18 protein-coding genes and 1 pseudogene are annotated in these 24159 nt (G+C 73.5%); 9 read left to right on the forward strand and 10 right to left on the reverse strand.

Translation table 11 applies throughout. The features are described 5' to 3' along the window. Nucleotides 1-932: hypothetical protein (locus D6689_22320; protein ID RMH36514.1), on the reverse strand; the 932-nt coding region annotated here is incomplete at its 3' end. Nucleotides 933-1163: 231 nt separating this feature from the next. Here D6689_22320 and D6689_22325 point away from each other — a divergent pair. The 5 genes and pseudogenes from D6689_22325 (at nt 1164) to D6689_22345 (ending at nt 8557) form a co-directional block, all read left to right on the forward strand. Then, nucleotides 1164-2105: a hypothetical protein gene (locus D6689_22325; GenBank protein ID RMH36515.1), complete on the forward strand. Its 942-nt coding sequence runs from the start codon at nt 1164-1166 to the stop codon at nt 2103-2105. Further along, a complete protein-coding gene (locus D6689_22330; GenBank protein ID RMH36516.1) occupies nt 2089-3702 on the forward strand; it encodes a hypothetical protein in 1614 nt (537 codons plus the stop codon). The genes D6689_22325 and D6689_22330 overlap by 17 nt, the downstream gene beginning before the upstream one ends. Further along, nucleotides 3699-4808, forward strand: coding sequence for a DUF3419 family protein (locus D6689_22335; protein ID RMH36517.1), 1110 nt, complete (start codon nt 3699-3701; stop codon nt 4806-4808). The genes D6689_22330 and D6689_22335 overlap by 4 nt, the downstream gene beginning before the upstream one ends. Next, nucleotides 4805-7087, forward strand: a complete 2283-nt coding sequence (locus D6689_22340; protein RMH36518.1) for a hypothetical protein — start codon at nt 4805-4807, stop codon at nt 7085-7087. The genes D6689_22335 and D6689_22340 overlap by 4 nt, the downstream gene beginning before the upstream one ends. A gap of 1266 nt (nt 7088-8353) precedes the next feature. Continuing rightward, nucleotides 8354-8557: pseudogene (locus D6689_22345) on the forward strand (hypothetical protein). A gap of 143 nt (nt 8558-8700) precedes the next feature. Here D6689_22345 and D6689_22350 read toward each other — a convergent pair. From D6689_22350 to D6689_22360, 3 genes are all read right to left on the reverse strand, one after another. Then, nucleotides 8701-9483, reverse strand: coding sequence for an outer membrane lipoprotein-sorting protein (locus tag D6689_22350; protein ID RMH36519.1), 783 nt, complete (start codon nt 9481-9483; stop codon nt 8701-8703). Continuing rightward, nucleotides 9480-10634, reverse strand: a complete 1155-nt coding sequence (locus D6689_22355; GenBank protein RMH36520.1) for an NAD-dependent epimerase/dehydratase family protein — start codon at nt 10632-10634, stop codon at nt 9480-9482. Before D6689_22355 ends, D6689_22350 begins: the two co-directional genes overlap by 4 nt. Before the next feature lie 299 nt (nt 10635-10933). After that, a complete protein-coding gene (locus D6689_22360; GenBank protein ID RMH36521.1) occupies nt 10934-12385 on the reverse strand; it encodes an NADH:flavin oxidoreductase in 1452 nt (483 codons plus the stop codon). Between the two features lie 30 nt (nt 12386-12415). Between D6689_22360 and D6689_22365 the strand changes: the two genes are divergently transcribed. Then, nucleotides 12416-13009 (forward strand): HAD family hydrolase, encoded by a 594-nt coding sequence (locus D6689_22365; GenBank protein RMH36522.1) that lies wholly within the window; start codon nt 12416-12418, stop codon nt 13007-13009. A gap of 9 nt (nt 13010-13018) precedes the next feature. Here the strand turns inward: D6689_22365 and D6689_22370 are convergent, their stop codons facing one another. The 3 genes from D6689_22370 to D6689_22380 form a co-directional block, all read right to left on the reverse strand. Further along, entirely contained in the window at nt 13019-15904 is a 2886-nt protein-coding gene (locus tag D6689_22370) for a hypothetical protein (protein ID RMH36523.1), read from the reverse strand. 26 nt (nt 15905-15930) lie between these two features. Beyond that, entirely contained in the window at nt 15931-17463 is a 1533-nt protein-coding gene (locus D6689_22375) for a hypothetical protein (GenBank protein RMH36524.1), read from the reverse strand. 135 nt (nt 17464-17598) lie between these two features. Continuing rightward, nucleotides 17599-18855, reverse strand: coding sequence for an EAL domain-containing protein (locus D6689_22380; protein ID RMH36525.1), 1257 nt, complete (start codon nt 18853-18855; stop codon nt 17599-17601). Between D6689_22380 and nhaA the strand changes: the two genes are divergently transcribed. Both nhaA and D6689_22390 read left to right on the forward strand, forming a co-directional pair. Further along, complete coding sequence (gene nhaA, locus D6689_22385) at nt 18854-20266, forward strand: Na+/H+ antiporter NhaA (GenBank protein ID RMH36526.1); 1413 nt, start codon at nt 18854-18856, stop codon at nt 20264-20266. The genes D6689_22380 and nhaA overlap by 2 nt on opposite strands. 6 nt (nt 20267-20272) lie before the next feature. Beyond that, entirely contained in the window at nt 20273-21148 is an 876-nt protein-coding gene (locus D6689_22390; protein ID RMH36527.1) for a haloacid dehalogenase, read from the forward strand. On the opposite strand, the gene D6689_22395 is transcribed toward D6689_22390, so the two are convergent. The 3 genes from D6689_22395 to D6689_22405 are packed head-to-tail and all read right to left on the reverse strand — an operon-like array spanning nt 21115 to nt 23303. After that, a complete protein-coding gene (locus D6689_22395) occupies nt 21115-22056 on the reverse strand; it encodes a methyltransferase domain-containing protein (GenBank protein RMH36528.1) in 942 nt (313 codons plus the stop codon). The two genes, D6689_22390 and D6689_22395, sit on opposite strands and share 34 nt — an antisense overlap. A gap of 49 nt (nt 22057-22105) precedes the next feature. Beyond that, on the reverse strand, nt 22106-22405 hold the full coding sequence (locus D6689_22400; GenBank protein RMH36529.1) for a Dabb family protein: 300 nt from the start codon (nt 22403-22405) through the stop codon (nt 22106-22108). Between the two features lie 7 nt (nt 22406-22412). Next, nucleotides 22413-23303 carry an RluA family pseudouridine synthase gene (locus D6689_22405; protein ID RMH36530.1) on the reverse strand — a complete coding sequence of 297 codons (891 nt, stop codon included), beginning with the start codon at nt 23301-23303 and terminating at the stop codon, nt 22413-22415. On the opposite strand from D6689_22405, the gene D6689_22410 reads away from it, so the two are divergent. After that, nucleotides 23286-24149 carry a hypothetical protein gene (locus tag D6689_22410; GenBank protein ID RMH36543.1) on the forward strand — a complete coding sequence of 288 codons (864 nt, stop codon included), beginning with the start codon at nt 23286-23288 and terminating at the stop codon, nt 24147-24149. The two genes, D6689_22405 and D6689_22410, sit on opposite strands and share 18 nt — an antisense overlap. The last annotated feature ends 10 nt before the right edge of the window (nt 24150-24159 follow it).

Consider the following 24159-nt stretch of genomic DNA (forward strand, 5'->3'; position numbering starts at 1 on the left):
CCGACGGCGAGGATCTCGCCGTCGCCAAAGAACCGCTGGGGTCGATCGCAGTCGATGTGCGCGCAGGTCACCTGGATCCACTCCATGTCGGGGAAGTCGAACATGCGGCCGCGCTGTGCGGCGAGCACCTGGCGCAGTAGCCGCAGCCGCGTCGTGCGCGGAAAGACGATCAGCTCGTAGCGACCGTCGTCGACGCGCGACACCGGTGCGAGGAAAAACGCCTTGCCGACGCGGTCGCAGTTGGCGACGAGCATGCCGTACGCGTCGACCTCGCGCGTGCGCTCGTCGCCGGACGCGGCGTCCCGATAGCGAATGCGGTAGCGCGCGCCGAGCGACCGGCCGAACAGGATGACGGCCACGCAGGCGACCGTGTACAGCAGCGATCCGATCGCGCCGACGGCCCAGCGGCGCAGGCGCGACCCCGCGCGCAGGCGGTTGGCGAGGTCGGCGACGTCCGCAACCCACCCGAGCCCGCCGGCCGAGTAGAACCGCACCCCGTCGACGTCGATCGCGTCGATGTCGCGGCGCTCGCCGCGCTGCAAGTCGACCGCGGCCGCGGCCGCGCCGGGCCGCTGGCCGAGCACCCGCGCCAGATCGTTGGCCGTGCCCGCCGGCACGACGGCCAGCCGCGTGGGTGCGTCGCCGATGCCGTTGACGCACGCGTTGACGGTGCCGTCACCGCCGACCGCGATCACGAGGTCGGTGTTCCACGCGGCCGCGCCGCGCGCGGCGGCGCGCGCGGCCTCGGCGCTGCGAACGCGGCATTCGGTGATCGTCACGCCGTCGCCGAGCACCGCCTGAAACAGCGGCCGCCACCGCGCGGCGCGAGCGTTCGGCGCCCGCTCGTGAACGACGATGACGGCTGTTCGGATCGCGCCAACGTGTCGCGCGGTGGCGGCAACTTCAGTTGTCGCCGCAGCCGCAGGCGCCACCGCGTGGCATCGCGGCGTTACAGGCGTAGCCGTTTCACGTGTAGTGGCGCTCGCATCGATTTCGCGTGGCGGCGTCGGTGAACCGGGTTGGAAGGGGACTCGTCGTGTCACGTCGAGTCGACGGAGCAATCTCCGCGCCAGCGAGCGCGTGGCACCGCCATTGCACTCGGTCGGCGCGTGTCCCGTCCATCGCCGACGACCCTCGACACCTTCTGCCAGGTTGGCCGCGCCGTGGCGGAAGCCGAGGGCGATTCGCCGCGCGCGGACGCGGCGCGGTTGCTCGCGCCGGACTTTCCCGGGCGGGACCGGTACGACGTGACCCTGCTGGCGGCGGGGCGCCGCGGCCGCGTCGCCGCCATCGTCAATCCCCACCTGCGCGACGACACCGGCCGGCCGATCGGCCTGCTCGGCGCGTACGCGTGCGTCGACGACGACGCCGTCGCGGCCGAGCTGCTGGCCGCCGGCTGCGCGCACCTTCGCGCGCGCGGCTGCGCGCGGGTGTGCGGCCCGATCGCGCTGTCGACGTGGCACCTCTGCCGGTTCACGACCGCCGGCGACGACGCCGGGTGGGTGCCCGGCGACCCCGACAACCCGCCGCGCGCGCCCCGGCAGTGGCAGGCCGCCGGCTTCGAACGCATCGCGCGCTACTGCTCGAACTGGTTGCCGGACCCCGAGTCGATCGCGGCGCGGTTCGCGCCGCGCGCGCGCGACGCCGAACGCAACGGCTACCGCGTCCGCCGGCTGCGCGCCGCGGACGCCGGCTCGCTGTACGAGGTCGCGCTCGCGGCGTTCTCGCGCGCATTCTTGTTTGCGCCGATCGATCGCGACGAGTTCGACGCCCTGTACCCACCCGAGTGGATCGCGGCGGGCGAAGCCACCTCGCCCGTGGCGATCGGCCCGGCCGGCGACATCGCCGGGTTTTTCTTCACCTTCCCGGCGACGGTGGCCGGCCGCCGCACGCTCGTCGGCAAGACGCTCGCGGTCGCACCGGCACACCGCGGTCGCGGCGTCTACGAGTTGATCATGCACGCGTGGCTTCGCATCGGACTCGCAGCGGGCTACGACCACTTCGCCGGCTGGCTCATGCACGCCGACGGGCCTCCGGCCCGGATGGGCTGGGCGCGGCCGGAGACCTGCATCAAGGAGTACGCGCTCTATGGTCGCAGTGTGTAGCGTCGGCAACGGCGGTTTCGCGCCGCTGGCGCACGAGTTGGTGTTGCGCCACGCCCGGACCGCGCCCGATCGCCCCGCGCTCGTGGCCGGCGACCGGGTCGTCCGCTACGGGGAACTCGCCGAGCGAGCCACCGCGTTGGCGGCGGGCCTCGCCGCGCGCGGCGTCGGCCGCGGCGATCGCGTCGCCGTGCTCGTGCCGATGAGCCCCGACCTGTACGTCGCCGTCGTCGCGATCGTATCGCTCGGAGCGATCGCGGCGTTCGTCGAACCGCGGTCGTCCGCGCGCGACATCGCGCGTGCGATCGGCGCGGCCGCACCGGCGGCCTTCATCGGCGTGCCGCGCGCGCACGCCTTGCGCGCGGCATTCGCCGAGGTGGCGCGGGTGCCGGTGGCGATCGCCACCGCGAGCCGCGGGGTGGCCCGCACGGTCGCCGCCGTCGCGCTGTCCGACGTGGAAGCCGACGGCCGCGGGGCGCGCGCACCGCGGGCGACCGTGCAGCCGCACGACCCGGCGCTGCTCACGTTTTCGAGCGGCACGACCGGCACGCCGAAAGCCGTCGCGCGGTCCCACGCGCTGTTGGCCGCGCAGCACGCCGCGATCGAGCACATGGTCGCCCCGCAGCGACCGCGCGAGGTGCACATGACCGCGTTCGCGATCGTCGCGCTGTCGGGGCTCGCGTCCGGGCACACGGTCGTCATCCCGCCGCTGGGCCGCGGCGTCGACCGCGTGCACCGCGATCGCGTCGCGCGCGATCTCGTCGCGCGCGGCGTCACCGTGGTGTCGGGCTCGCCGGCGTTCCTGCAGCCGGTGGTCTCAGCCGCACCGCGCGCCGCGCTCGCGACCGTCCGGCGCGTCATCACCGGCGGTGCGCCCGTGCCGGTCGACCTGTGCGAACGGGCGGCGGAGCGGTTGCCGAGGGGCGCGTCGATGCTCGTCGTCTACGGCAGCACCGAGGCCGAACCGATCGCGACGATCGATGCGGCCGACGTGTGCGGCGACCTGGCGGCCGCCACGCGCGCCGGCCGCGGCCTGTGCGCGGGCCGACCGGTTCCGCAGGTCGACGTGCGTTTGCTGCGCCCGACGGCGGGCCCGCTGGCGGTCGGGCCGGAGGGGCTCGCCGGGCTGTGCGTCCCACCCGGCGAGGTCGGCGAGGTCGCCGTCGCCGGGCCCCACGTCAACGAGCGCTACTGGCGAAACCGCGACGCCGAACGCGCGACCAAGGTAACCGACGAACGCGGCCGCGTGTGGCATCGCACCGGCGACGCCGCGTATTTCGACGACCGCGGCCGGCTGTGGCTCGTCGGCCGCATCGGCGACGCCGTCCGCGTCGGCGACGGCGCGCGCTACTCGTCGGCCGTCGAGGCGGTCGCGCGCACCGTGCCCGGCGTCGACCGGGCGGCGCTGATCGCCGACCGCGGCGGCCGGCCGCGACTCGTCGTCCAGGGGCGCCGCCGCGCGCGCCGGCCGCTGGCCGCGGCGCTTGCCGCCGCCGGTATCCCGGACGCGGCGATCACGTTCGCCCGCAGCCTCCCCGTCGACCCGCGCCACCGCGCCAAGCTCGACCATCACGCCATCCGACAGAGGTACGCCCGGTGAGATCCACGATTCAGCACGCCGCCGTGTTCCAGCGCATCGTCTACAGCCAGTGCTGGGAAGATCCGGTCATCGCCGCCGAGGCGCTCGCGCTCGGCCCCGACGACGACCTGCTGTGCGTCACGTCCGCCGGCGACAACGCGCTCGCGCTCGCGCTAGCGCGCCCCCGCCGCGTCACCGCGATCGACTTTTCCGCCGCGCAAAACGCGCTGCTCGAACTCAAGATCGCGGCGCTGCGCACACTGTCGTGGGACCGCTACGTCGCGTTCCTCGGCGCGCGACCGTGCGCCGACCGGGTCGCACTCTACCGCGACCGCGTGCGCCGCGAACTACCGGACGGTGCGCGCCGTTATTTCGACGCCAACGAGCGCCTGCTCGCCGACGGCGTCATCCACTGCGGACGGTTCCAGCGATATCTTCAGTTGTTTCGCAGGCGGGTGCTGCCGCTCATCCACCGCGCCGACACGGTCGCCCGCCTGTTCGCCCTGTCCGATCCAGACGAGCGCGCGCGGTTTTGCGCCGACACGTGGAACAACCGGCGCTGGCGCGCGCTGTTTACCGTGTTCTTCGGCCGAGCGGTGATGGCGCGACTCGGCCGCGATCCGGCGTTCTTCACCTACGTGGACCGCGACGACGTCGGCCGCGAGTTCTTGCGCCGCACGAACCGGGCGATCGTCGCCACCGACCCGGCAGACAATCACTTCCTGCAGTACGCGCTGCTCGGCCACTACCCCGATCTGTCGCGCGGGCCGATCTATTTGCGCGAGCGCCACTTCGACGCGCTGCGCGCCGCGGCCGACCGCATCCGCATCGTCCGCGGCGACGTCGAGTCCTACCTCGAAGGGCTGCCGGACGGCGCCCTGTCGGCGCTGTACCTGTCGGACCTGTTCGAGTGGGTGAGCGCCGACCATCACGAGCAGCTGGTGCGCACGATCGCGCGCGTCGCGCGCCCGGGTGGCCGGTGGGTCTACTGGAACCTGCTCGTCCCGCGGCGGCGTCCGGACAGCCTCGCCGATCGGGTCGACAGCCACGACGAGGTCGCCGCGGAGCTGCACGCGCGCGACCTCGCATTCGTCTACGGCAGCTTCCACCTGGAGTCGCGGCGATGACCCGCGCGGAGCGCTGGCTGTCCGCCCTGCACCGCCGCCGGCGCGTCGCGATCGCCAGCGTGGTGTGCGCGGCGCTCGGACTCGGCGCCATGGCGCGAACGATTCGCGTCGACAACTCGCTCGACGTCTGGTTCGTCGACGGAGATCCGGCGCTGGCCGCGTACGATGCCTACCGCGAGCGGTTCGGCAACGACGAAATCGTGGTCATCGCCGCGGTCGCCCCCGACAGCGCATATGCGCCCGCCGCGCTCGAGCGGGTGCGCGCCGCGAGCGATCGGCTCGCCGAACACCCGCTCGTGCGCCGCGTCAACAGCATCACCCGCGGACTGCACGTTTCCGGCTCGGCCGGCGCGATCGACATCGAGCCGCTGCTCGGCGACGGGCCGGTCACCCCCGAGGAGGCGGAGCGGGTGCGCGCCCGGGTGGAAGCGGATCCCGCGTTTCGCGGCGTGGTGATCGGCCGCGACGAGCGCACCACGCTGATCCTCGTCGAACCGCGCGTGGTCGACGACTTCGACGCGGTCCGATCCGATCTGCTCGCCGACATTCGCGCGATCGTGGACGACACGTTGCGGTCCGGCGGCGCCACGGCCCACATCGGCGGGCTCGGCGTCGTCTACGACGGACTGAACGCCGCGTCGATGCGCGACTCGGCGGTGTTCGTGACGCTGTCGTATCTGGTGCTGCTCGGCGGGTTGTGGCTGCTGTTCGGCCGGTGGGTGTGGGTCGCGGTCGGCGCGGCGGTCGCGACGGTGACCGTGGTCGCGACCCTGGGCATCGCCGGCTGGGCCGGGCGCGACCTCAACATGGTCACCGGGGCGCTGCCGACGCTGCTCATCACCGTAGGCCTGATGGACCTGGTCCACCTGATCGACGCCGGGACCGGCGGCGGCCGGCGGGCGCTGGCGGCCATGGCGGTCATCGCCGCGCCGTGCGCGGTCAACACCGTCACCGATGCGATCGGGTTTTCGGCGCTGGCGAGCGCGCCGCTGGCGGCCGTCCGCGATCTCGGTTGGCTCGCGGCCGCCGGTCTGGCCGTGGGCCTGGCGAGCGTGTTCGCAATCGGCGTGCCGGCGGTCGTCCGGTTCGGGGGCGCCGCACCGCGGCGCGCCGGCGGCGACATCGTCGCGCGGGCGACGGCTGCGCTGTATCGCGTCGCGCGCGACCGCCGCGGCGCCGTCCTCGCCGGCACGTTGGCCGTGTTCGCGATCTCGGCCGCCGGAATTGCGCGCCTCGACGTCGACACGTACACGATCGGGTTCCTCGACGAGGATCACCCGGTGCGGCGCGACCACGCCGCGATCGAGCGGCACTTCGGCCCCTACGTGCCGCTGGAGCTCGAAGTCGACGCCCGCGCAGACGGCGGCGTCGTCCGCCCCGAGCTGCTGCGCGCGCTCGACCGCGCCGAGCGCGCGGTCGAGGCCCATCCCGCCGTGTCCCGGGTCACCGGCCTGCCGGAGATCGTCAAGCGCGTTCATCAGGTGTACATGGACGGCGACCCGACCGCCTACGCGATCCCCGGCGACGCGCGCGTGGTCGCCGAGGAACTGTTGACCTACTCGTTTTCCGCCGATGGCCGCGACACGCTCGACGCGCTGGTCGACCCGCCGCAGCGGCGCACCCACATCACCGCGCGCACCGGTCTGCCGACCGCGCGCGGCATCGCCGCGATCGTGCGCGACGCCGAGGCCGCCGCGCGCGGCGCACTCGGCGATCGCGCCGACGTCCGCGCGGCCGGCTACCTGCCGCTGTACGTGCGCATCATTCAGTACATCACCGAAACGCAGCTGCGCAGCTTCGCGCTCTGTCTGGTCGCGGTCGCCCTCGTGCTCGTCGCTCTGTTGCGGTCGGTCAAGCTCGGCGTCGTGGCTCTCGTACCCAACCTCCTGCCGGCGCTGATGACGCTCGGCCTGATGGGGTACTGCGGAATTCGCCTCGACGTGGCCACCGTATTGATCGCCTCGATCGCAATCGGTATCGCCGTCAACGACACCTGCCACATCCTGTTTCGCTACCGGCACGAGCGGCGACAGCCCGGCGCCACGCCGACCTCGGCCGTCGAGGCGACCATGCGCCACGCCGGCCACGCGGTCGTCGCGACCTCCGTGCTGCTGATCGCCGGCTTCTCGGTGCTCGCGTTCGCGAGCGTTCAATCCCTGGCCTACTTCGGCGTGTTGACGGCCGCGACGGTGGCGTTCGCGCTCGTCGCGGACCTGCTGGTGACCCCGGCGCTGCTGCTGGCGGTCGACGCCGACGCTACCACCCGTAACGCACGGTGAGCGACACCGCGTCGTTGCGCGCCTGCGTGCCGGCGAGCGTGTCCGGCGGGCCGCCGTACACGAGGGCGGCGACCTCCACCGCGATGTGGTCGTGGCCGGACAGCTCCACGGCCGGGCGCACGGCGTAACCCGGCTCATCGCGCAGCTCGGCGAACGCGAGCAGCTCGAACCGCACCGGCACGCCGCGCGGCGCCCACCGCAGCTGCGTCGCCGCCACCGTCTGGTGCGCGCCGTCGAACTGGAACACGCGGGCGCCAGCCGGCACGCCGAGCACGCGCGCGTGCGACAGCTCGAACACCGCCGACAGCTCCTCGCCCCGGTCGTAGTCGATCGAGACCGTACCCGCGATGCGGTCGCGCGCGCGCGGCGTCGCCAGCAGCAGGCCGTCGGCCGGCGACGACACCAGCAACGCCGTCGCGCCCGGGTCGTAACCGACGTCGACTTTGACGCCGATCGGATCGACCCGCGTCGCCACGGCCGCGCCGAGGTGCCACCGCCGCGGGTAGCTCGCCGTCACCGCCGCTTCGCCGCGCTCGGCGAGCTGCTGCACCCGCGCCGCGACCGCGTCGACCGCCAGCGCGTCGCCCGCATCGGCGAACAGCGCGCGCAGGTCGCCGGCCACGTCGATGCGGGGAGACCGCTCGTGGCCCCACAGCGCGAACGCGTACGCATCCACGGCCGCGGTCGTTACGGCCAACCGGCCGCCGACCTCGCCGCTGCCCACCCCGCGATCCGGCGGATCGCCGATCGCGACGATCGGCTGCAGGGCCGGCGCGAATCGCGGATCGTCGGCGAGCGCCGCCACGATGGCGCCGACCCGGCGCTCGACCGCCGTGGGCGCGTTCGGGCCGAGCAGCGCGTAGTCGCCGTCGACGAGTTCGAATCGGTGCGCCGGGGCGACCGGCAGGTACACGAGCTGCGCCTCGGCCGCGCCGCGGTGGACCGCCGCGGTCGCGGCGAACACCGGCCACCGCACGTCCTCCGGGTGCGCCAGGAACCCGCGCCGCAGGTCGCGCGCGTCGACCACGTCGTTCGGGCTGAGCAGATCGGCCGTCCCCCACGCGATGAACTGGTTGCCCACGCGCAGATCCAACCAGCGCGAGTACAGGTCCACGTAGGTGTCCCACACGTGCGCCTCGTAGCGCTCCGTCGACGCGCGCGCGTCGGCGTCGAACGCCGCGTCCGCGTCGAACCGCACGGCCACCTTGACCTTGGCCCGGCCGCCGAGCCGGCGCACGCCCTCGCCGCGACCGTGCCAGCGAAACGCGAGCACGTCCTCACCGGCGACCGGCGCGCCGGGTTCCGCCGCCGGCGGGGCGGGATCCTGCACGACGTCGACGATCGCGCGGGCGAACGCTTCCGCGCGCACCTCGACCTGCGCGCGATGCGCGCCCGGGTCGTCGGCCGGCGCCTCGTCGGCCGGCGCGGGCGCAACCGCCGGGCCGACGTCGGCGAAGTCGTCGTCGATGACGATCGGCCCCGGCGGCGCGCCGTCCGGTTCGCCAGCCGAGTCGCCAGCCGAGTCGCCAGCCGGCGCGCCGCTGTTTGCCGGCACCGGCGCCAGCACCGCCGCGAGCGCGAGCCCCGCCGCGATGCCCCGGCCGGCCACCGCGCTACTCCCGCTCCAGCGCGCGAACGGTGAACCGCTCCAGCGGAATGTCGTCGCGCAAGTCGATGTGGTCGACCCGCAACACGGTCGCGTGCTGCCGGCGCAAGTCGACCATCTTCGACTCGAGGATCACCCATCGGCCGTCGACGCGGTCGAGCTTGCGCGCCGCAAAGCGCTTGATCTCCCGCCCGCCGTCGCCGAAGAACTGCATGCGCAGCGGCAACAGCGACTCCTTGTCGATCCACAGGTCGATGCGCGCGTACTCGCTGTCCGACGACGCCGGCCGCGCCTCGATCACGTAGCAGTCGCGGCCGCCGACGCGCTCGTCGGCGCGCCGGCGCGCAGCGGCGTCTTCGACGTCGCGCAGGTCCATGTCCGCGTAGCTGTAGTCGGTGCCGACGAAGCTCGCGTTGCGCTGCGACGACGAGATGCGGCGGGTGCGGTGCAGCGCCGGCAGAAACAGGTGCTGCGTGCGCTCGCCGCCGGCATCCACGCCCAAAAATGCGGTGCCCGCGACGTCGTGCGGCGCGACGAAGCGCACGAACGCATAGCGCGTGTCGCCGTCGGTGCGGCTGCGCATCACCAGCGTGCGCTCGCGCCGGTGACCGCGCGCGTCGACGAGGACCATCGTCACCTTCGCCTCGGCGCCGCCGTAGCCGAGCGGATCGCGGTCGATCATCGCCGCGACGATCGCCTGGGCCGATTCCCGCGCGCCGCCCTTGGGCTGACCGGCCACGGCCGGCGCCGCGGCGGCGACGACGGCGACGGCCGCGAGCGCCCGGGTCATGCGGCCCCCCGGCTCGCGGCGACGCGCCGCCGCCAGTCGGCGACCGCCAGCGCGACCATCCGGCGGTACAGTTCCTCGTCGATCGGACAGTGGCCGTGGCGCGCGCTGGCGTACAGCTCGCGCGACACATCCCGCGAAAACTGCTTGCGGCCCGTCACGTAGGGGCGCTCGAACCGCGTCCACCGATGAAACGTCTGCGACAGCGGGTCGAGGTCGTCGTCTCGGTCGACGATCTCGATGCCGTACAGGCCGAGCGCACGCGCCGTCATGTCGCACACCCACCGCACCGTCGGCGCGGCCGTATTCGTCAGGTGGAACACGTGCCCGTAGGTGCGCGGCCCTGCCGCGTCGATGCCGATGCAGTCGTCGATCACCGCGTTGATCGGGATGATGTTGACCTCGGCGTCGGGACGCGCGACATAGCGAAGCACCTGGCGCCGGAGACGCCCGCCCGATTGCTTGTCGAGCGCCGCGATCTTGAGCACCCAGCCGAGCAGGCCGGTGTACGCAGTCGCGCGGCCCGTGTGCGAGTGGCCGACGACGATGCCGGGCCGCAAGATGCGGTACGGGACGCCGGCGCGCTCGCAATGGTCGCGCACGATCGCCTCGGCGTAGTGCTTCGACTGCTCGTAGCGGTTGGCGAATCCGCGGGGCCGCGCGATGGTCTCGGCCACCACGCCGACCGTGCGGCCCGCGACGTACGCGGTCGACACGTGGTTGACCGCCCGCGCGCCCATCTCGAGCGCGAGTTCGACGACGCGCTCGGTTCCGCCGACGTTGTGCGCGACGATCGTGCGCAGTCGCCGCTCGCTGTCGTCGAGCGACGCCGCGCAGTGCCACACGACGACCGGTGCGGCGGCCCGCAACCGCTGGCGGTCGCCGTCGGACAGGCCGAGCCCCGGCGCGGTCAGGTCGCCGGGCATCGCCGAGGCGCGCGCGATCGCCGACGCGACGTCGGCGCGCGACACGCCGTACGCATCGGCGGCCCGGCGCAGCGCGGTCGCGAGCCGCCGTTGGGCCTGGGCGACGTCGGGTGCGCGCACCAGGCACAGCGCACGATCCCACGGGCGAACGCGCAACAGCTCGAGGGTGAGGGCGCTTCCGACGAAGCCGGTGGCACCGGTGACGAACAACGTGCGATGGGGACGCATGGCGGTGGACAAAGCAAGTCCAGGGCCAATCGCGCGCGCGCAATCGCAGTGAGCGAACCAACGTTTGCGCGCGCGGTTGCGAGCTTCGATACGCGTGCGACATCCCGCTGGCCGCCGGTGGCGGCCACTTTAGTTGCCGCCGGCGTGCGCGCTCGCCCGGGCGGCGAGCGCGCCTCAGACGCGGCGCGCGCACCCGATCGCGGTTGCCGTCGACGCGTACGCGCGACCGCGGCGGCACGACCGGCAGCGCGCGGCCGCGGCGCCGCGAGCCGGCGGCACCCCGTCGCGGCGCCGCCGGATCACGGCGACCACGGCGGCGCGACGAGCCGGCGGCGCCCGGTCGGATCGAGCATGACCCCCGGCTCGTCCAGCCGGGTGCGGTCCCACAGCTTGCACGTCACCGGCTTGTGCTGCTGGTCGAGCGCCTCGCAGTAGTTGGTGTAGTGGCACCGGCGCACCTCGTCGCCGCGCCCCAGCCTCGTCTTGCGGAACCAGTCCGGATCGGCGAGCGTCGCGCGGGCCGCCGCGACGATGTCGGCGTCGCCGCGTTGCAGGACGGCCTCGGCCAGCTCGAACGTGCCGATGCCGCCGGCCGCCACCACCGGCGTCGCCAGCCCGGCCGCGCGCAGCGCCGCGCGGATCCGCGCCGCATACGGCCGGTTCCGGCCGAAGGGACCGCGCGCGTCCGAGTACACCGTCGGCATGCACTCGTAGCCGCTGCGCCCCGTGTACGGATACACGGCCCAGCCGACCTTCGGCTGCGCGGCGTCCTCAAACTTGCCGCCGACGCTCACCGAGATGTAGTCGGCGCCGGCGCGAGCCAACTCGACGGAAAAGTACGCTGCGTCGTCGACGCGACTGCCGCCGTCGACGATCTCGTCGCCGAGCAGGCGGACGCCGACGCACCGGCCCGCGCCGACGCGCGCGCGCACGCGCTCGAGCACCTCGCGCGGCAGCCGCAGGCGGCCGTCGCGCGTCGTCCCGTAGCCGTCGTCGCGCGTGTTGAGCGCCGACAGAAACGACGCCATCGTGTAGGCGTGCGCGTAGTGCAGTTCGACGCCGTCGAAGCCGGCGGCAAACGCGCGCTCGGCCGCCGCCGCGAACCGATCGGGCAGGACCTGCGGCAGCGCGCGAATGTGCGGCAGGTGAACGTCCCAGACCCGCTCGCGGTAGCCGTACTGCAGGTCCTCCCATTCGCGCGCCGACAGCACGTCGCGCAGCCGGTCGTCGTCGAGTGCCGCGAGCGCGGCGCGCACCGCGGCGTCCGGCGCGCCGGCGAGCCCGAGCGCGGCGCGGTGCCGATCGGTCACGTCGAGAAACTCGGCGAAATAGCGGTCGCGCGGCGGGCGGCGCCGCACCCGCAGGAAATCGATGATCTGGATGAACAGCCGCGTGCGCCCGCCGGACGCCTCTCGCACCGCGTCCACGAGCCGGCGCAATCCGGGCACGAACCGATCGTGGCCGATGCGCAGCAGCGGTCCGGACGGAACGTCGCGAATGCCGGTCGCCTCGACCACGAGCACGCCAGGTTCGCCCTGCGCGAACCGCCGGTACCACGCCACCACCGCATCGGTGACGAAGCCGTCCTCGGTCGCGCGCCACGGCACCATCGCCGGCACCCACGTCCGCTGCTCCGCGCGCACCGGCCCAATGTCGATCGGCTGGAACAGGCGCGCGCGCGCCGCCTCCTCTGCCGTCGGCCAGCGCGTGGCCGGCAGCGGGTGCTTGATGCGCTCCGGTGGCCTCCACACGCTCCAGGCATACCACGCTACGATGCGCCCGTGATCCTGCTGCTCGACGCCATGGGCACGGTCGTCGCGGAGCCGTTCGTCGACGCGGTGCCGGCGTTTTTCGGCACGTCGCTCGCCGACCTGGTGCCGCAGCTGTCGTACGAGACGTGGTGCGCGTTCGAATGCGGCGACATCGACGAGGATGCGTTTCGGCGCCGGTTCTTCCGCGACGGACGCGACTACGACCACGCGGGGTTGGTCGCCACGCTGCGCGACGCGTACCGGTACGTGCGCGGCATGGAGGAGCTGCTCGCCGACCTCGCCGCCGCGGGCGTCGACATGCACATCCTGTCGAACTACCCGCCGTGGTATCGGATGATCGAGGACAAGCTGCGGGTGAGCCGGTACGCGGCGTGGTCGTTCGTGTCGTGCGACACCGGCCTGCGGAAGCCCGATCCGGAGGCGTTCCGCTACGCGTGCCGCCACCTGGGAGCGTCTCCGGCCGACTGCGTGTTCGTGGACGACCGCGCCGACAACTGCGCCGCAGCGCGCGACGTCGGCCTGCGCGCGATCCAGTTCGAAGGCGCCCGCGCGCTGCGCGCGTCGCTCGCCGCCCTGCCCGAGCGGCCGCTCGCCGGCGCGTGACCGCGCGCGTCACGGCAGCTCCCACTCGCGCGGCACGTCGGGATCGTCGTCCGGGACGCACACCGGCCAGTCGGGTTCCGCATCCGGCGCCGGCGCGCACGCGACCGACAGCCCGCCGTCACACACGCACGCCGCCGCGCCGCCGTAGTCGAGCTGCCACAGGGCAGTGCACATCGTGTCGGCGATGATCGCCGCGTCGTCGGTGTCGCGCTGGGCGATGCCGGTGCCCAACGGCGTCCCGCTGGCGTGCGGTAGATAGATCGGTACGAGCCGGTGGCACCCCGCATCGCCGCCGACCTGTGGGAACGCAGCGACTACGTCGATGAACCGCCGCGCGACCGCGACGCTGTCGTCCAGGTACGGCCGCCAGCGCGACTGCGCGCGCCACTTGACGTCGCGCGCGGCAAACGCGGGGCCCTCCCGGTCGATGTAGCCCTCGACGTAGGCGCGCCGCACGTACCACGCGCCGCGGCCGTCCTCGTCCGCGGGGCCCTTGGTCCAGAACACGGCCAGCGTGCCGCTGCCGTCGGCGAACGGCTCGGGCGACGGCTCGCCGGCCGTGTGATACGGCAAGAACGTGAGGTTGACCCGGGTGCGGCGCCGCGGCGCGAGCCCCGCGACGTCGAAGCCGGTCGACCAGACGACCGTCGGTTCGGGCACGACGGTCCATGGCTCGGTCGTGCCGGCCGCGCGGTACGCGAACCGGATCGTCCCGTCGAAGCCGCCGGTCGAGTCGACGAACGCGAGGTACTCGCGCCCATCGGGCCCCTCGACGATGCCCGGCGTGGTCCAGCTCGGCAGCGCCAGCCGTTCCCACGCCGACCAGCCGTCCTGGTCGAGCCGAGCGAGATACACGTCGCCGTCCCACTCCGCGCCTCCGCTGTCCAGATCGCGGAACACGACGGTCACGCCGCCGGCGATCGCGGCGGCGGACGCGGTGCGCGCGCGCGCGCCGGCCGGCCAGCCCGGGATCGGCGCCCACTCGGACAACACGCCGCGCGCCGGATCGAGCGTCGCGTACCACAGCGCGCCGGCGGCGTCGGGGAACACGACGACGATCCGGTCGCCGGCCGATGCGGCGGCGACCTCGCCGTAGGGCAACCCGCCGCCCGGCAGCGGCCGACCGCCCGACCACCGCGACCACTCGCCGTCGTCGCCGCCGACCGTGTCGGTGCGCATCGACACCTCCGGGTAGACCTCGCCGAGGTGATCGAACGGAAACACGGCGAACGTGGTCGCGCGCACCCCGCGTTCGTCGTGCGGCACGACCACGAGCGCGCCGCCACCGGTCGGCACGCGCGCGCCGATCGGCCCGGCGCGCACCTGGTCCGGCCAGTCGTCGGAGCCGCCGTAGGTCACGTAGGTCGGCGCCACGTCGAACACCACGGGGGCGTCGTCGATGCGGCCGTCGCGGTTGAAGTCCACGTCGTCGGCGCCCGCGAGTTCGAGCAGCGCCGGCCAATTGGCGAGTTGCGACTTGTCGACACCCGGCGCCACCGCGCGTTCGACCAGCCGAGTCGGGTCGAGCGTCGGCAGCGCCCCGCGCGAGAACCGCGAATCGCCGCACGTCGCCCCCGGGATGCCCCACTGGAAGGCATAGTTCATCAGGCTCGGGTACGCGTATTGATAGTTGATCGCGCCCCCTTCGACGGACGCCCCCCAGTGCTGGAGGCCGAGGCTGTGCCCCAACTCGTGGGCGATGAATACGGCTGGATACCGCGCGCGCTTGTCCGACTCCGAAAACTGCGCCCACAAGGTCGTCGTCCCCACCCCCGACTGGCCGCCCCCGCCCGCCGTGAGCATGCCGTAGTGAAACAGCCCGCGGCGCGCCGGCGACATGTGTTGGCGCACGCGCTTGGGGTCGCTCACGTACGCGGACACCGAGTTGTCGTCGGTATCCGGGAAGAACACGTCCACGCCGCCGAAGTCGCCGCACACGCCCGGCAGATTCGGGCACGGAGCACCGATGTCGGCGTGCACCTGGATGCCGGTCGACCCGTCTGGGCTCACGAGGTTGGGCAGGTCGAGCAGCACCGCCGCCAGCGAGCGGATCGTGCGCTCATCCGGTTCGGCCGCCCCCGGCGTGCGGTCCAGCTCGAGGAACAGATCGCGCCGCAGCGGGTTGGCTCCGTAGCGCGCGAGCGCCTCGACCGCGCCGTCGGCGCGCCGGCCGATGACCTCGTAGTAGTCGAACAAGCCGTCGCCGTCGCTGTCGTGGCGATCGGGGTCCGTGCCGAGCTCCGCCTCGAGGGGGTCGGACAGCCCGTCGCCGTCGCGATCCCGCGAACAGCCCCCGCGATCGGGCGTCTCGCCGGTGCAGTCGTTGATGATGACGTCCGTGCATCCGGCGGTCGACGGCGCGTACGCCCCGACGACGACGCGCGCGCCCGGCGCCAGCGCGTAGACCGCGCCGGCGGCGTCGTCGAACGAGCGATCTGCCAGCGGCGAAAGCGGCGCGCCGTCCGCGCCGAACGCCAGCAACACGGTGTCGTCGGCGCCGTCGACCACGTGGACGGTGTGCACCGCATACTCGCCGGCGGGCAGGTCCACGTCGATCGCCGTACCGCCAAACGGCACGGTCCCCTCGACCAGCGGCGCGCCGTCGAGTGCCACCTGCGCGGTGCCGCCCGCGCCGGCCCCCGCCGCGTAGACCGTCACGTCGAAGCGGCCGCCATCCCGCGTGGTGGTCACGCACGACCGGCGCTCGCCCGCCGCGCAGTCGTCGTTGACCCACCACGCGCCGCTTTCGTGCGTGACCACGAGCACCGTGTCGGCAGTGGCCGGCGCCAACTCGCCGGTCGTGAACACCTTGGGTTCGGCGGTCGGCCCCGCGTCCACCGTCTTGCGGAACACCGGCGTCGCCGCCACCGCCCGGTAGACCCGCGGCGCAGCCATCGCAGGGGCCGCACTACCGGCCGCGATCAGCGCGATTGTCGCGGCAGCAACAAGCTGGGCTTGCACGGCTCGGCCTCCCGGTCGAGGGGTTCGGACGGAAACGGCGCCGGCGCGGCGCACGCCGGCGAGTGATGCGCGCTGCGGCCGCGGCGGCGCTGGCGGGCGGCGACGAGCGCGTCGAAACAGGCGCGGTCGGCGGCCGTCAGATCGTAGTAGTGCGGCCCGCGCGCCTTGATCGCGCGAATCGCCGCATCGAGCACGGCGGTGCGCGCCGTGACGGCGCCCGCCACCGTGATCCGGTCGCTGCCGAGCGACTCGCCGGCCTCGTCGACCGCGCGCACGAGCAGGAGCGAATCGCCGGCGAGCGCCGCCGCGTCCACCGCGACGTCGACGCGCTCACCGGCGATGGCCACGTCGGCGTCCGCGCGAACGGGCGGCGCACTGCCGTCGGCAGGGCCGACCCAGACCTCGACCGACGCGACGGCGTTCGTGCGCGTCGCGCGCAGACGAAACGGCCCCGACGTCGGCGCCACCGGGCAGGAGGTCTCGTCGATGCGCACGTGCGCGATCGAAAACGACGTGACGTCGACGGCGGGCGCACGCCCAGACCAGCCGATCCGCGACACGTAGCGCGCGCCGCTGGCGCCCTGGGTCGGGGCGCCGAGGCGAAACCGATCCGGGGTGCCCAGTTCGACCAGGTGATCGTCCGTCGCCAGTTCGAACCGCACGCGCTCGCCGAGCGTCCACGCGCGGTCGACGCGAAATCGGCGGTCGCCCCGACGCGGCGGCCCGTTCGGCCCGCCCAGCGGCACGTCCGCGCCGATCACCCGCCCTCTGGCGTCCTCGAGGATCGCGCTCAGCCGCGCCGGCGCGCGGTCGAACTCGCCCTCGATCGCGCCGCTGGGCGGAAAGAACAGCGCGCCGCCGGCACCGCGCTCCACCAGCCCGGGCAACGTGCCGCCCTCGCCGGCCAGGCGCAGCGTGTAGCCGATCAGCACCGGTGCCTCCGCCGGCCGCTCCGTGCGCACGGACACCGCGACCGTCTCCACGCCGCCGAACGGCACGGCGCTACCCGCCGGCGTGTAGCGGCGGATGCGGTCGCCGCGGAACCGGAACGTCAGGTCGGTACCGGGGCGCACCGCGGCCGGCCGCATCCGCACGCTCACCGCATCGCAGGTGCGGGCGCTCGAACCGGGATCGCACCCACCCTCGCCGAACGCCGGCTGGCGATACGCGCGCCAGAACCGCAGCGAGTGGGGCTCGACGTAAAACGACAGCGGACGGGCCTCCCCGCACGTCGAGTCGAAGACCTCGATGGCGTCCACGTCAAACGACGTGAGGTCGATCGGCTCGGCGAACACGAACTCGAGCGTGCGGGCCGCGGCGTCGGCCTCGGCCGAATCCGGCGCCGCCCCGGCGGCGATCGCCTCCGCGAAGCGAAACGCGTTGTAGCGGTCCGGCTCGACCACGTCTCCGTCGGGCGGCGCCGACCCCGCCAGGATCGCGTGGGGCTCGCCTCCGTCGCAGGCGGCCAGCGCCGCGAGGGCGACCGTGCACACAACCGAACGCACTCCTGTCACCATCCGGCATGGCGCGGCCGCGCGCAAGCCCCCCTCCATACCGCTCGGCGCGCCCGCGCGGGCGCGGCAGCGCACCGCGTCATCGCCGCGCGGCGGCGCCCGGCGCGCCCGGCGTCAGGCGACGGCTTCGGCGACCGCGGCGCGTTCCGGCAGTTCGAACCCGGGCCGGCCGAGCAGGTAGCCCTGAAGCAGGTGGACGCCGCAGTCGATCGCCGTCGCAGCTTCCGCTTCCGTCTCCACCCCTTCGGCGATGACGAGCGACTCGGTCGCGTCGGCAAACCGGCACAGCAGCTCCATCAGCCGACGCTTGCGCGGATCGCGATCGATGTGGCGCACGATGCTCATGTCGACCTTGATGAACTGGGGATCGAGGTCGGCGAGCACGCTGAGCGAGCTGTAGCCGGCGCCGAGGTCGTCCACCGCGATCGCAAATCCGAGCTCCGACAGCCGAGCGATCGCGTCGGGCAGGGAGGACACGCCGGCGATCGAACTGCGCTCGGTAATCTCGAGCACGACCCGCGGTGCGTACGGGACCAGCGGCTGCAGGCGCCGCACCATCGCGTCGGGATTGCCCAGCTCGGCCGGGTGCAGGTTCATGAACAACCGCACGTCGAGCGGGAACCGGCACACCCACTCGGCCGCCAGCCGCGCGACGATCGCGCCTAGATCCTCGATGCGGTCGAACTGCTCGGCGGCCGACAGCAGCGCGCCCGGGTTGTCGAGCTCCTCGTGGCGACTGCGCAACAGCGCCTCGAACGCGACGATGCGGCGGTCGGACGTCGCGGTGCAGATCGGCTGCACGGCGAGGCTCAGGTAATCCCCGCGAAGGCAGTCGACGAGCGCCTCGTAACGCCGGCGATCGTTGCGGTCGCGCCGGGCGCCGATGCGCCGCGCCGCTCGCTCGCGGCTCGCGATCGCGCTGTCGACCAGCGCCGACAGCTCGGCCATGCGAAACGGCTTTTGCAACACGCGCGACACGTCGCCGCGGTTGACCGCCGCCATCGTCACCGGCAAGTCGAGTTGGCCTGACATCAGCACGCGCACGCACTCCGGTTGGACGGTGCTGAGGTACTGCAGCACTTCGAGACCGTTGGGCGCCGGAATCCCGTAGTCGACCAGCGCGAGGTCGAACAGATCGGCGTCGATCGCGCGAAGGGCGTCCTCGCCCGTGGCCGCGACGACCACTTCGCTGCCCCGGTGTGTCAACACGCGCTCGAGGATCCGCTGGATTGCCGGGTCGTCCTCGACGGCCAAAATCCGTTCCCTCACGCCAGCACAGTCGGCCGGTCGCGGCCGAGCTTGAGCCGTCGCCGCGCGGCGTGCAACTCCCTGGAATCGCAGGCGAGAAAACGCGGTATAACGCCGCTCCATGGCCGACCTTCAGCGGTTCGACTCCGTTTCTCCACCGCCCGGCGCGTGGGTGCCGATGCGCCGAATTGCGCGGCGCGTCGCAGCGCCGGTGGAAGACTTCCTGCACACGGAAGCCGGCGGCGGCGTGCTGTTGCTCGCGGCCGCGGCCGTGGCGCTCGTGTGGGCGAACTCGCCGTGGGGAGACAGCTACGACCACCTGTGGCACACGCCGATCGCGATCGGCTTCGGCGACTGGCGGATGACCCAGTCGCTGCACTTCTGGATCAACGACGGCCTGATGACCTTCTTCTTCATGGTCGCGGGTCTCGAGATCAAGCGCGAGCTGGTCGAGGGAGAACTGTCGGATCTGCGCCGGGCCGCGCTGCCGGCGGCCGCCGCGATCGGCGGCATGCTCGCGCCCGCGGGCATCTACCTGCTGTTCAACGGCGGCGCACCGACGCGCGACGGATGGGGCGTGCCGATGGCGACGGACATCGCGTTTGCGATCGGGGTGCTCGCGTTGCTCGGCCCGCGCGTGCCCTCGGCGCTGCGCATCCTGCTGTTGGCGGTCGCCATCATCGACGACCTCGGCGCGATCGTCGTCATCGCCGTGTTCTACTCGAGCGGGCTGGACGTGACGGGCCTCGCGGTCGTCGGCGGCGGCTTCGCGTTCCTGATCGCGATCCAACGGCTCGGCGTCAGGCCGGGTGGCGCGTACTTGATCCCGATGACCGTGATGTGGGCCGGCCTCCACATGACGGGCGTCCATCCGACCATCGCGGGCGTGCTCGTCGGGCTCGCGACGCCCGTACGCCCCTGGCTGACCAAGGACCAGTTCACCGACATCGCCAAGCGTGCGATCGAGGATTTTCACGCCACCGAGCGCAGCGGTGCCGACCCGATCGCGCCGCTCAAGCGCCTCATCGCGGCGGGCCGCGAGGCGGTGTCTCCGGTCAGTCGGCTCGCGTCCGGCTATCACCCGTGGGTCGCGTATCTGATCATGCCGCTGTTCGCGCTCGCCAACGCCGGCGTCCGCATCGGCGGCATCGACTTCGGGATCGATCACACCGCGGCGGTGGCGACCGGCATCGTCTTGGGCCTCGCGATCGGCAAGCCGCTCGGCGTGCTCGCGATGACGTGGCTGCTGATCAAACTGGGCCTCGGCAAGCTGCCGCGCGGCGTGTCGTGGAGCGGCGTGTGCGTGCTCGGCTTCACCGCCGGCATCGGCTTTACGATGGCCATCTTCATCGCGGAGCTGGCGTTCGCCGGCGCGCCGCACCTGCCGGTGGCCAAGCTGTCGATCCTCGTCGCGACCGCGCTCGCGGCCGTCGCCGGTCTCGCGGTCGGCCGGTTCGCGCTGCCGCGCCGTGTCACCGATCCCGTCGCCGCCGAACTGTCCCCGGCCGACGCCGAGGCGTCGACGGAGTACTGACGCGCGATGGCCGAGCCGACCGCTCCCGGCGCACCGGCGCGCGCCGGCGAACCGACGCCCACCACGATCGACTCGCTCATCGCGCGCTACGACGTGCTGCTGTTCGACGCGTACGGCGTGCTGGTGTCGCACTCCGGCGCGCTGCCGGGCGCGCGCGAGGCGCTCGACGCCATCGATGCCGCCGGCAAGCGGTTTTTCGTCGTGACCAACGACGCGTCGAAGCTGCCGGCGACCGCCGCGGCGCGGTATCGCGCGTTCGGCCTGCCGGTGACCGCGGATCACATGATCACGTCGGGCATGTTGCTCGCCGACGCCGGCTTGGCGGGCGCCGCCTGCATGGTGCTCGGCACGCCCGACACGGTCGAGTACGTGCGAGCCGCCGGCGGCGTGCCGGTCCCGCCGGCCGAGGACGGTCGCTACGACGCGGTCATCGTCGGCGACGACGCCGGCTACCCGTTTCTCGACACGCTCGACGTGGCGCTCACCGCGCTGTACCGCCACATCGACCGCGGCGATCCGGTGCGGCTGCTGTTGCCCAACCCGGATCTCGTCTACCCGAAGGGCCCGGACCGCTGGGGGTTCACCGCCGGAGGTGCCGCGATGCTGATCGAAGCCGCGCTCGCGCGGCGGTTTCCGCGGCGCGCGCCGCGGTTCGAGCGGCTCGGCAAACCCAACACGCCGCTGTTCGACCTCGCACGCCGGCGCGCCGGCACCGATGCGATCGTGATGATCGGCGATCAGCTCGAGACGGACATCGCGGGTGCGCGCGCGGCCGGCATCGACGCCGCGCTGCTGGCGACCGGCGTGTCGCGCTGGGCCGACCGGGGCGACGACGCGCCGCGCCCGACCTACTTGCTCGCGACCATCGCCGCCGCGAAATAGACCTCGAAGTGACGCGGCCCGTGCTCGCGAATCCACGGCACGCCGTCGCGCTCGGCGACGATGCGCAGGCCGGTCTCCTCGATCGCCCGCGCCAGCGCGTCGTCTCCGGCGCCCAACCCGAGGTCCGGCGCCGGCGTGATCACCGCCAGCGCGCCGCCGTCCGCGAGCGCGGACGCCGCCGCGTGGAGCAGATCGCCGGGGCGATCGAGCAGGTCCACGAGCTGTGCGGCAACGATCGTCTGACAGGTCGCCGCGCGCAGCTGGACGCAGTCGGCGTCGACCACCGCGCCGGCGAGCAGCGACCCGCGCGTGCGGCGCGCGGCGTCCAGAGTCCGGAACACCGCACGCAGCGACAGGTCGCACGCCAGGTAGCGCCGCGCTCGCCGGCGGATCGCGCGCGCCAGCGTGCCCGCCCCCGAGCCAAACTCGACCGTCGTCCCCCACGCGTGGTCGGCCAACAGTTGCATGAGCACTTCTTGCGGTCCGGCGCCGCGCGCCAGCTCGCAAAAGTGCGCGAATGCGCGCGCCGGTGACCCGTGGTCGACGATCGTGATGGCGTCCGCCGGCTGCGGCACCAGCTCGGTCGGGACCCAGTCGTCCGCAAACCGCCGCGCCTCGACCGCGTGCGCGCCGGCTGCGTACTCTCCGATCAGCTCGACCGCGCGGCGCGTCGCGCGTCCGACCTCCGACAGGGCCGCGAGCACCGCCTCGCGGTAGGCGGCCACCCACGCATGCGGATCGGGAACAGCGAGCGGCACCCCGCCGACGACCGGATAGCGCACGTGGCACCGCGCGCACGCCAGCTCGCCGACCTCGAGCCCGCCGCCGCGCGTGTGGCCGCCGCGCGCGATCGCCAGCCGCCCGCCGTCGTGCGGGCAGGCGAGCACGTCGAGCACCCACGTGTCCATCGCGGCTGCGATGGTACGACGAGCGCAGCCGGCGCGACAAATCGCGCGGTCACACCTCGAAGTTCCAGGCCTTGATCACCTCGGCGCGCGGCGCCAGAAACTCGTCGACGTACGCGCGGTGTGCCGGATGGTCGCGGTAGGTGGCGACGTCCTCGAGGCGCGCGAACCGCACGGCGATCGACACGTCCCACGACGCGCGCGATGCCTCGTCCGCGGGAGCGCCCACCGTGACGCCCTGGACGCCGGGGATCGCCGCGAGCGCATCGCGCGTTTTCGCGATCACCTCCGCGCGTCCGGCATCGGTGGCATGCGCGTCGGACAGCTTGATGAACACGTACCGTTCGATCATGGCCGCGTTATAGCCCGAATACGTCGCGCGCACCCCAGCGCCGCGCCAGCCACTGCGCCAGATCGTCGGGCAGCGGGCTGTCGAATTGAAGCTGCCGGCCCGTGCGCGGGTGCGCGAATCCCAGCCGCGTGGCGTGCAGCGCCAACCGCGGCGCGCCGAGCCGGTCGCCGCCGTACCGCGGATCGGCGGCGACCGGGTATCCGGCGGCGGCGCAGTGGACGCGGATCTGGTGGGTGCGGCCGGTGTCGAGCCGAAGGACGAGCGCCGTCGCCTCGCCGGCGCCGAGCAGCGCGCGCCGGTCGACGTGCGTGACCGCCGGGCGGCCTGCGACCGCGCCGTCGAGCACGCGCACAGACTCCGGGAACGCGCCGGCGACGACCGCAGCGTAACGGCGGTCCACGTCGTGCACGCGAAATGCGTCGCTCAACACCCGGTTCGCCCGGCGCGTCTTCGCATACACGAGCAGCCCGCTCGTGTGCAGGTCGATGCGATGGACGACGTACACGTCGCCGAGCAGCCGGGCGAGGTTGCCGCGGTCTCCCTCGGGCGTCGGCGCCGCCAGCAGCCCGGCCGGCTTGTCGACCACGACCACGTCGTCGTCCTCGTAGACCACGCGGTGTGGCGGCAACTGGCCGTCGTCGGCGGCGCGCGCGGCGCGGCCGACCCGCTTGGTCGCGCGCGCGAGTGCGCCGCCGATATGCGCTTCGACGCGCTGGCCGGGGCGAAGCGTGCGACTCGCCACCTTGACCCGCGCGCCGTCGACGAACACGCCGCCGAGGTCGAGCAGCACGCGCGCCTGGCGCCGCGACAGCGCCGGCACGCGCGCCGCCAGCAGCTTGTCGAGCCGCAGCCCCGCGTCCTCGGGGCGCACCGTGAACGCATGTCGCGTCGACGTCACCCGGCCATTGTAACGGCCTCTAGGAGGCCGGCGCGCGGCGCGCGCGGTCGGCGGTCCGGCACGTTCGTCGCCCGCGCAACGACATCCGCCGATGATGCCGTTTTGGAAGGTCCGCGCGACCGAGCGCCGGCGGCGGCCGCCGAGGGCGATGGCCGTCGGCGCGCGCGCGGCGCGCCCGCTCGCCGCGCCTCCACTCGCGGGGCATCTGGCCGCACGGCCTCCTGCCCGCGCGCCCCTTGGCGTAGGATTCGGCGGTCTGCTGCACGGAGAGCTGCCATGACCACGCACCCCATCCTCGTCCCGCTGTCCGCCTGCCTCGCCGCGGCCGCCGCCGCGTGCGCCAGGCCGCCCGCCGCGGCGCCGTCCGCTGCGCCCATCGAGCGAACACCCGACCCGCTGACCGCTTTCGGACCGCTGGAGGTCGGCGCCGGATACGAATCGTGGACCAAGGTGTCCGCGCGCCCGTTCGTGTCGCCCACCCACGGCAATCGGTTCGTGGAGATCTACGTCAACGACGTCGGACTTGCCGCCTACACGAGCGACGCCGAGTTCCCGCCCGGCAGCGTGATCGTCAAGGAAAGCTGGGAGCGCGACGGCGACCGCCCCAGCGCGATCCGCGGGCCGATCTTCGTGATGGAGAAACGCGCCCCCGGGTTTTCGCCCGAACACGGCGACTGGTACTACGCGATCCACTGGGAATCGCCGCCGCCCAAGTTCGTCAAGCAACTCGGCGGCCCGATCTACTGGCGCAGCCCGTCGCCGAAGGTCGCCTACTGTTGGCGATGCCACGATGACTACGATCGCGAGGTCGGATTGCCGCCGCGCGACCTGCGCACGTGGGAGTAGGCGGAGGTTT

Source organism: Deltaproteobacteria bacterium (genome assembly GCA_003696105.1).
In the GTDB taxonomy this organism is placed as follows: Bacteria; Myxococcota_A; Polyangia; order Haliangiales; family J016; genus J016.

Bases quoted from the DNA above. Each gene is read 5' to 3' on its own strand.
- D6689_22380 (RMH36525.1), bottom strand. From the start codon at position 18,855: ATGGAGCGGCGTTATACCGCGTTTTCTCGCCTGCGATTCCAGGGAGTT.
- D6689_22355 (RMH36520.1), bottom strand. From the start codon at position 10,634: ATGCGTCCCCATCGCACGTTGTTCGTCACCGGTGCCACCGGCTTCGTC.
- D6689_22370 (RMH36523.1), bottom strand. From the start codon at position 15,904: ATGGCTGCGCCGCGGGTCTACCGGGCGGTGGCGGCGACGCCGGTGTTC.
- D6689_22330 (RMH36516.1), top strand. From the start codon at position 2,089: ATGGTCGCAGTGTGTAGCGTCGGCAACGGCGGTTTCGCGCCGCTGGCG.
- D6689_22340 (RMH36518.1), top strand. From the start codon at position 4,805: ATGACCCGCGCGGAGCGCTGGCTGTCCGCCCTGCACCGCCGCCGGCGC.
- D6689_22350 (RMH36519.1), bottom strand. From the start codon at position 9,483: ATGACCCGGGCGCTCGCGGCCGTCGCCGTCGTCGCCGCCGCGGCGCCG.
- nhaA (RMH36526.1), top strand. From the start codon at position 18,854: ATGGCCGACCTTCAGCGGTTCGACTCCGTTTCTCCACCGCCCGGCGCG.
- D6689_22390 (RMH36527.1), top strand. From the start codon at position 20,273: ATGGCCGAGCCGACCGCTCCCGGCGCACCGGCGCGCGCCGGCGAACCG.
- D6689_22395 (RMH36528.1), bottom strand. From the start codon at position 22,056: ATGGACACGTGGGTGCTCGACGTGCTCGCCTGCCCGCACGACGGCGGG.
- D6689_22400 (RMH36529.1), bottom strand. From the start codon at position 22,405: ATGATCGAACGGTACGTGTTCATCAAGCTGTCCGACGCGCATGCCACC.
- D6689_22410 (RMH36543.1), top strand. From the start codon at position 23,286: ATGTCGCGTCGACGTCACCCGGCCATTGTAACGGCCTCTAGGAGGCCG.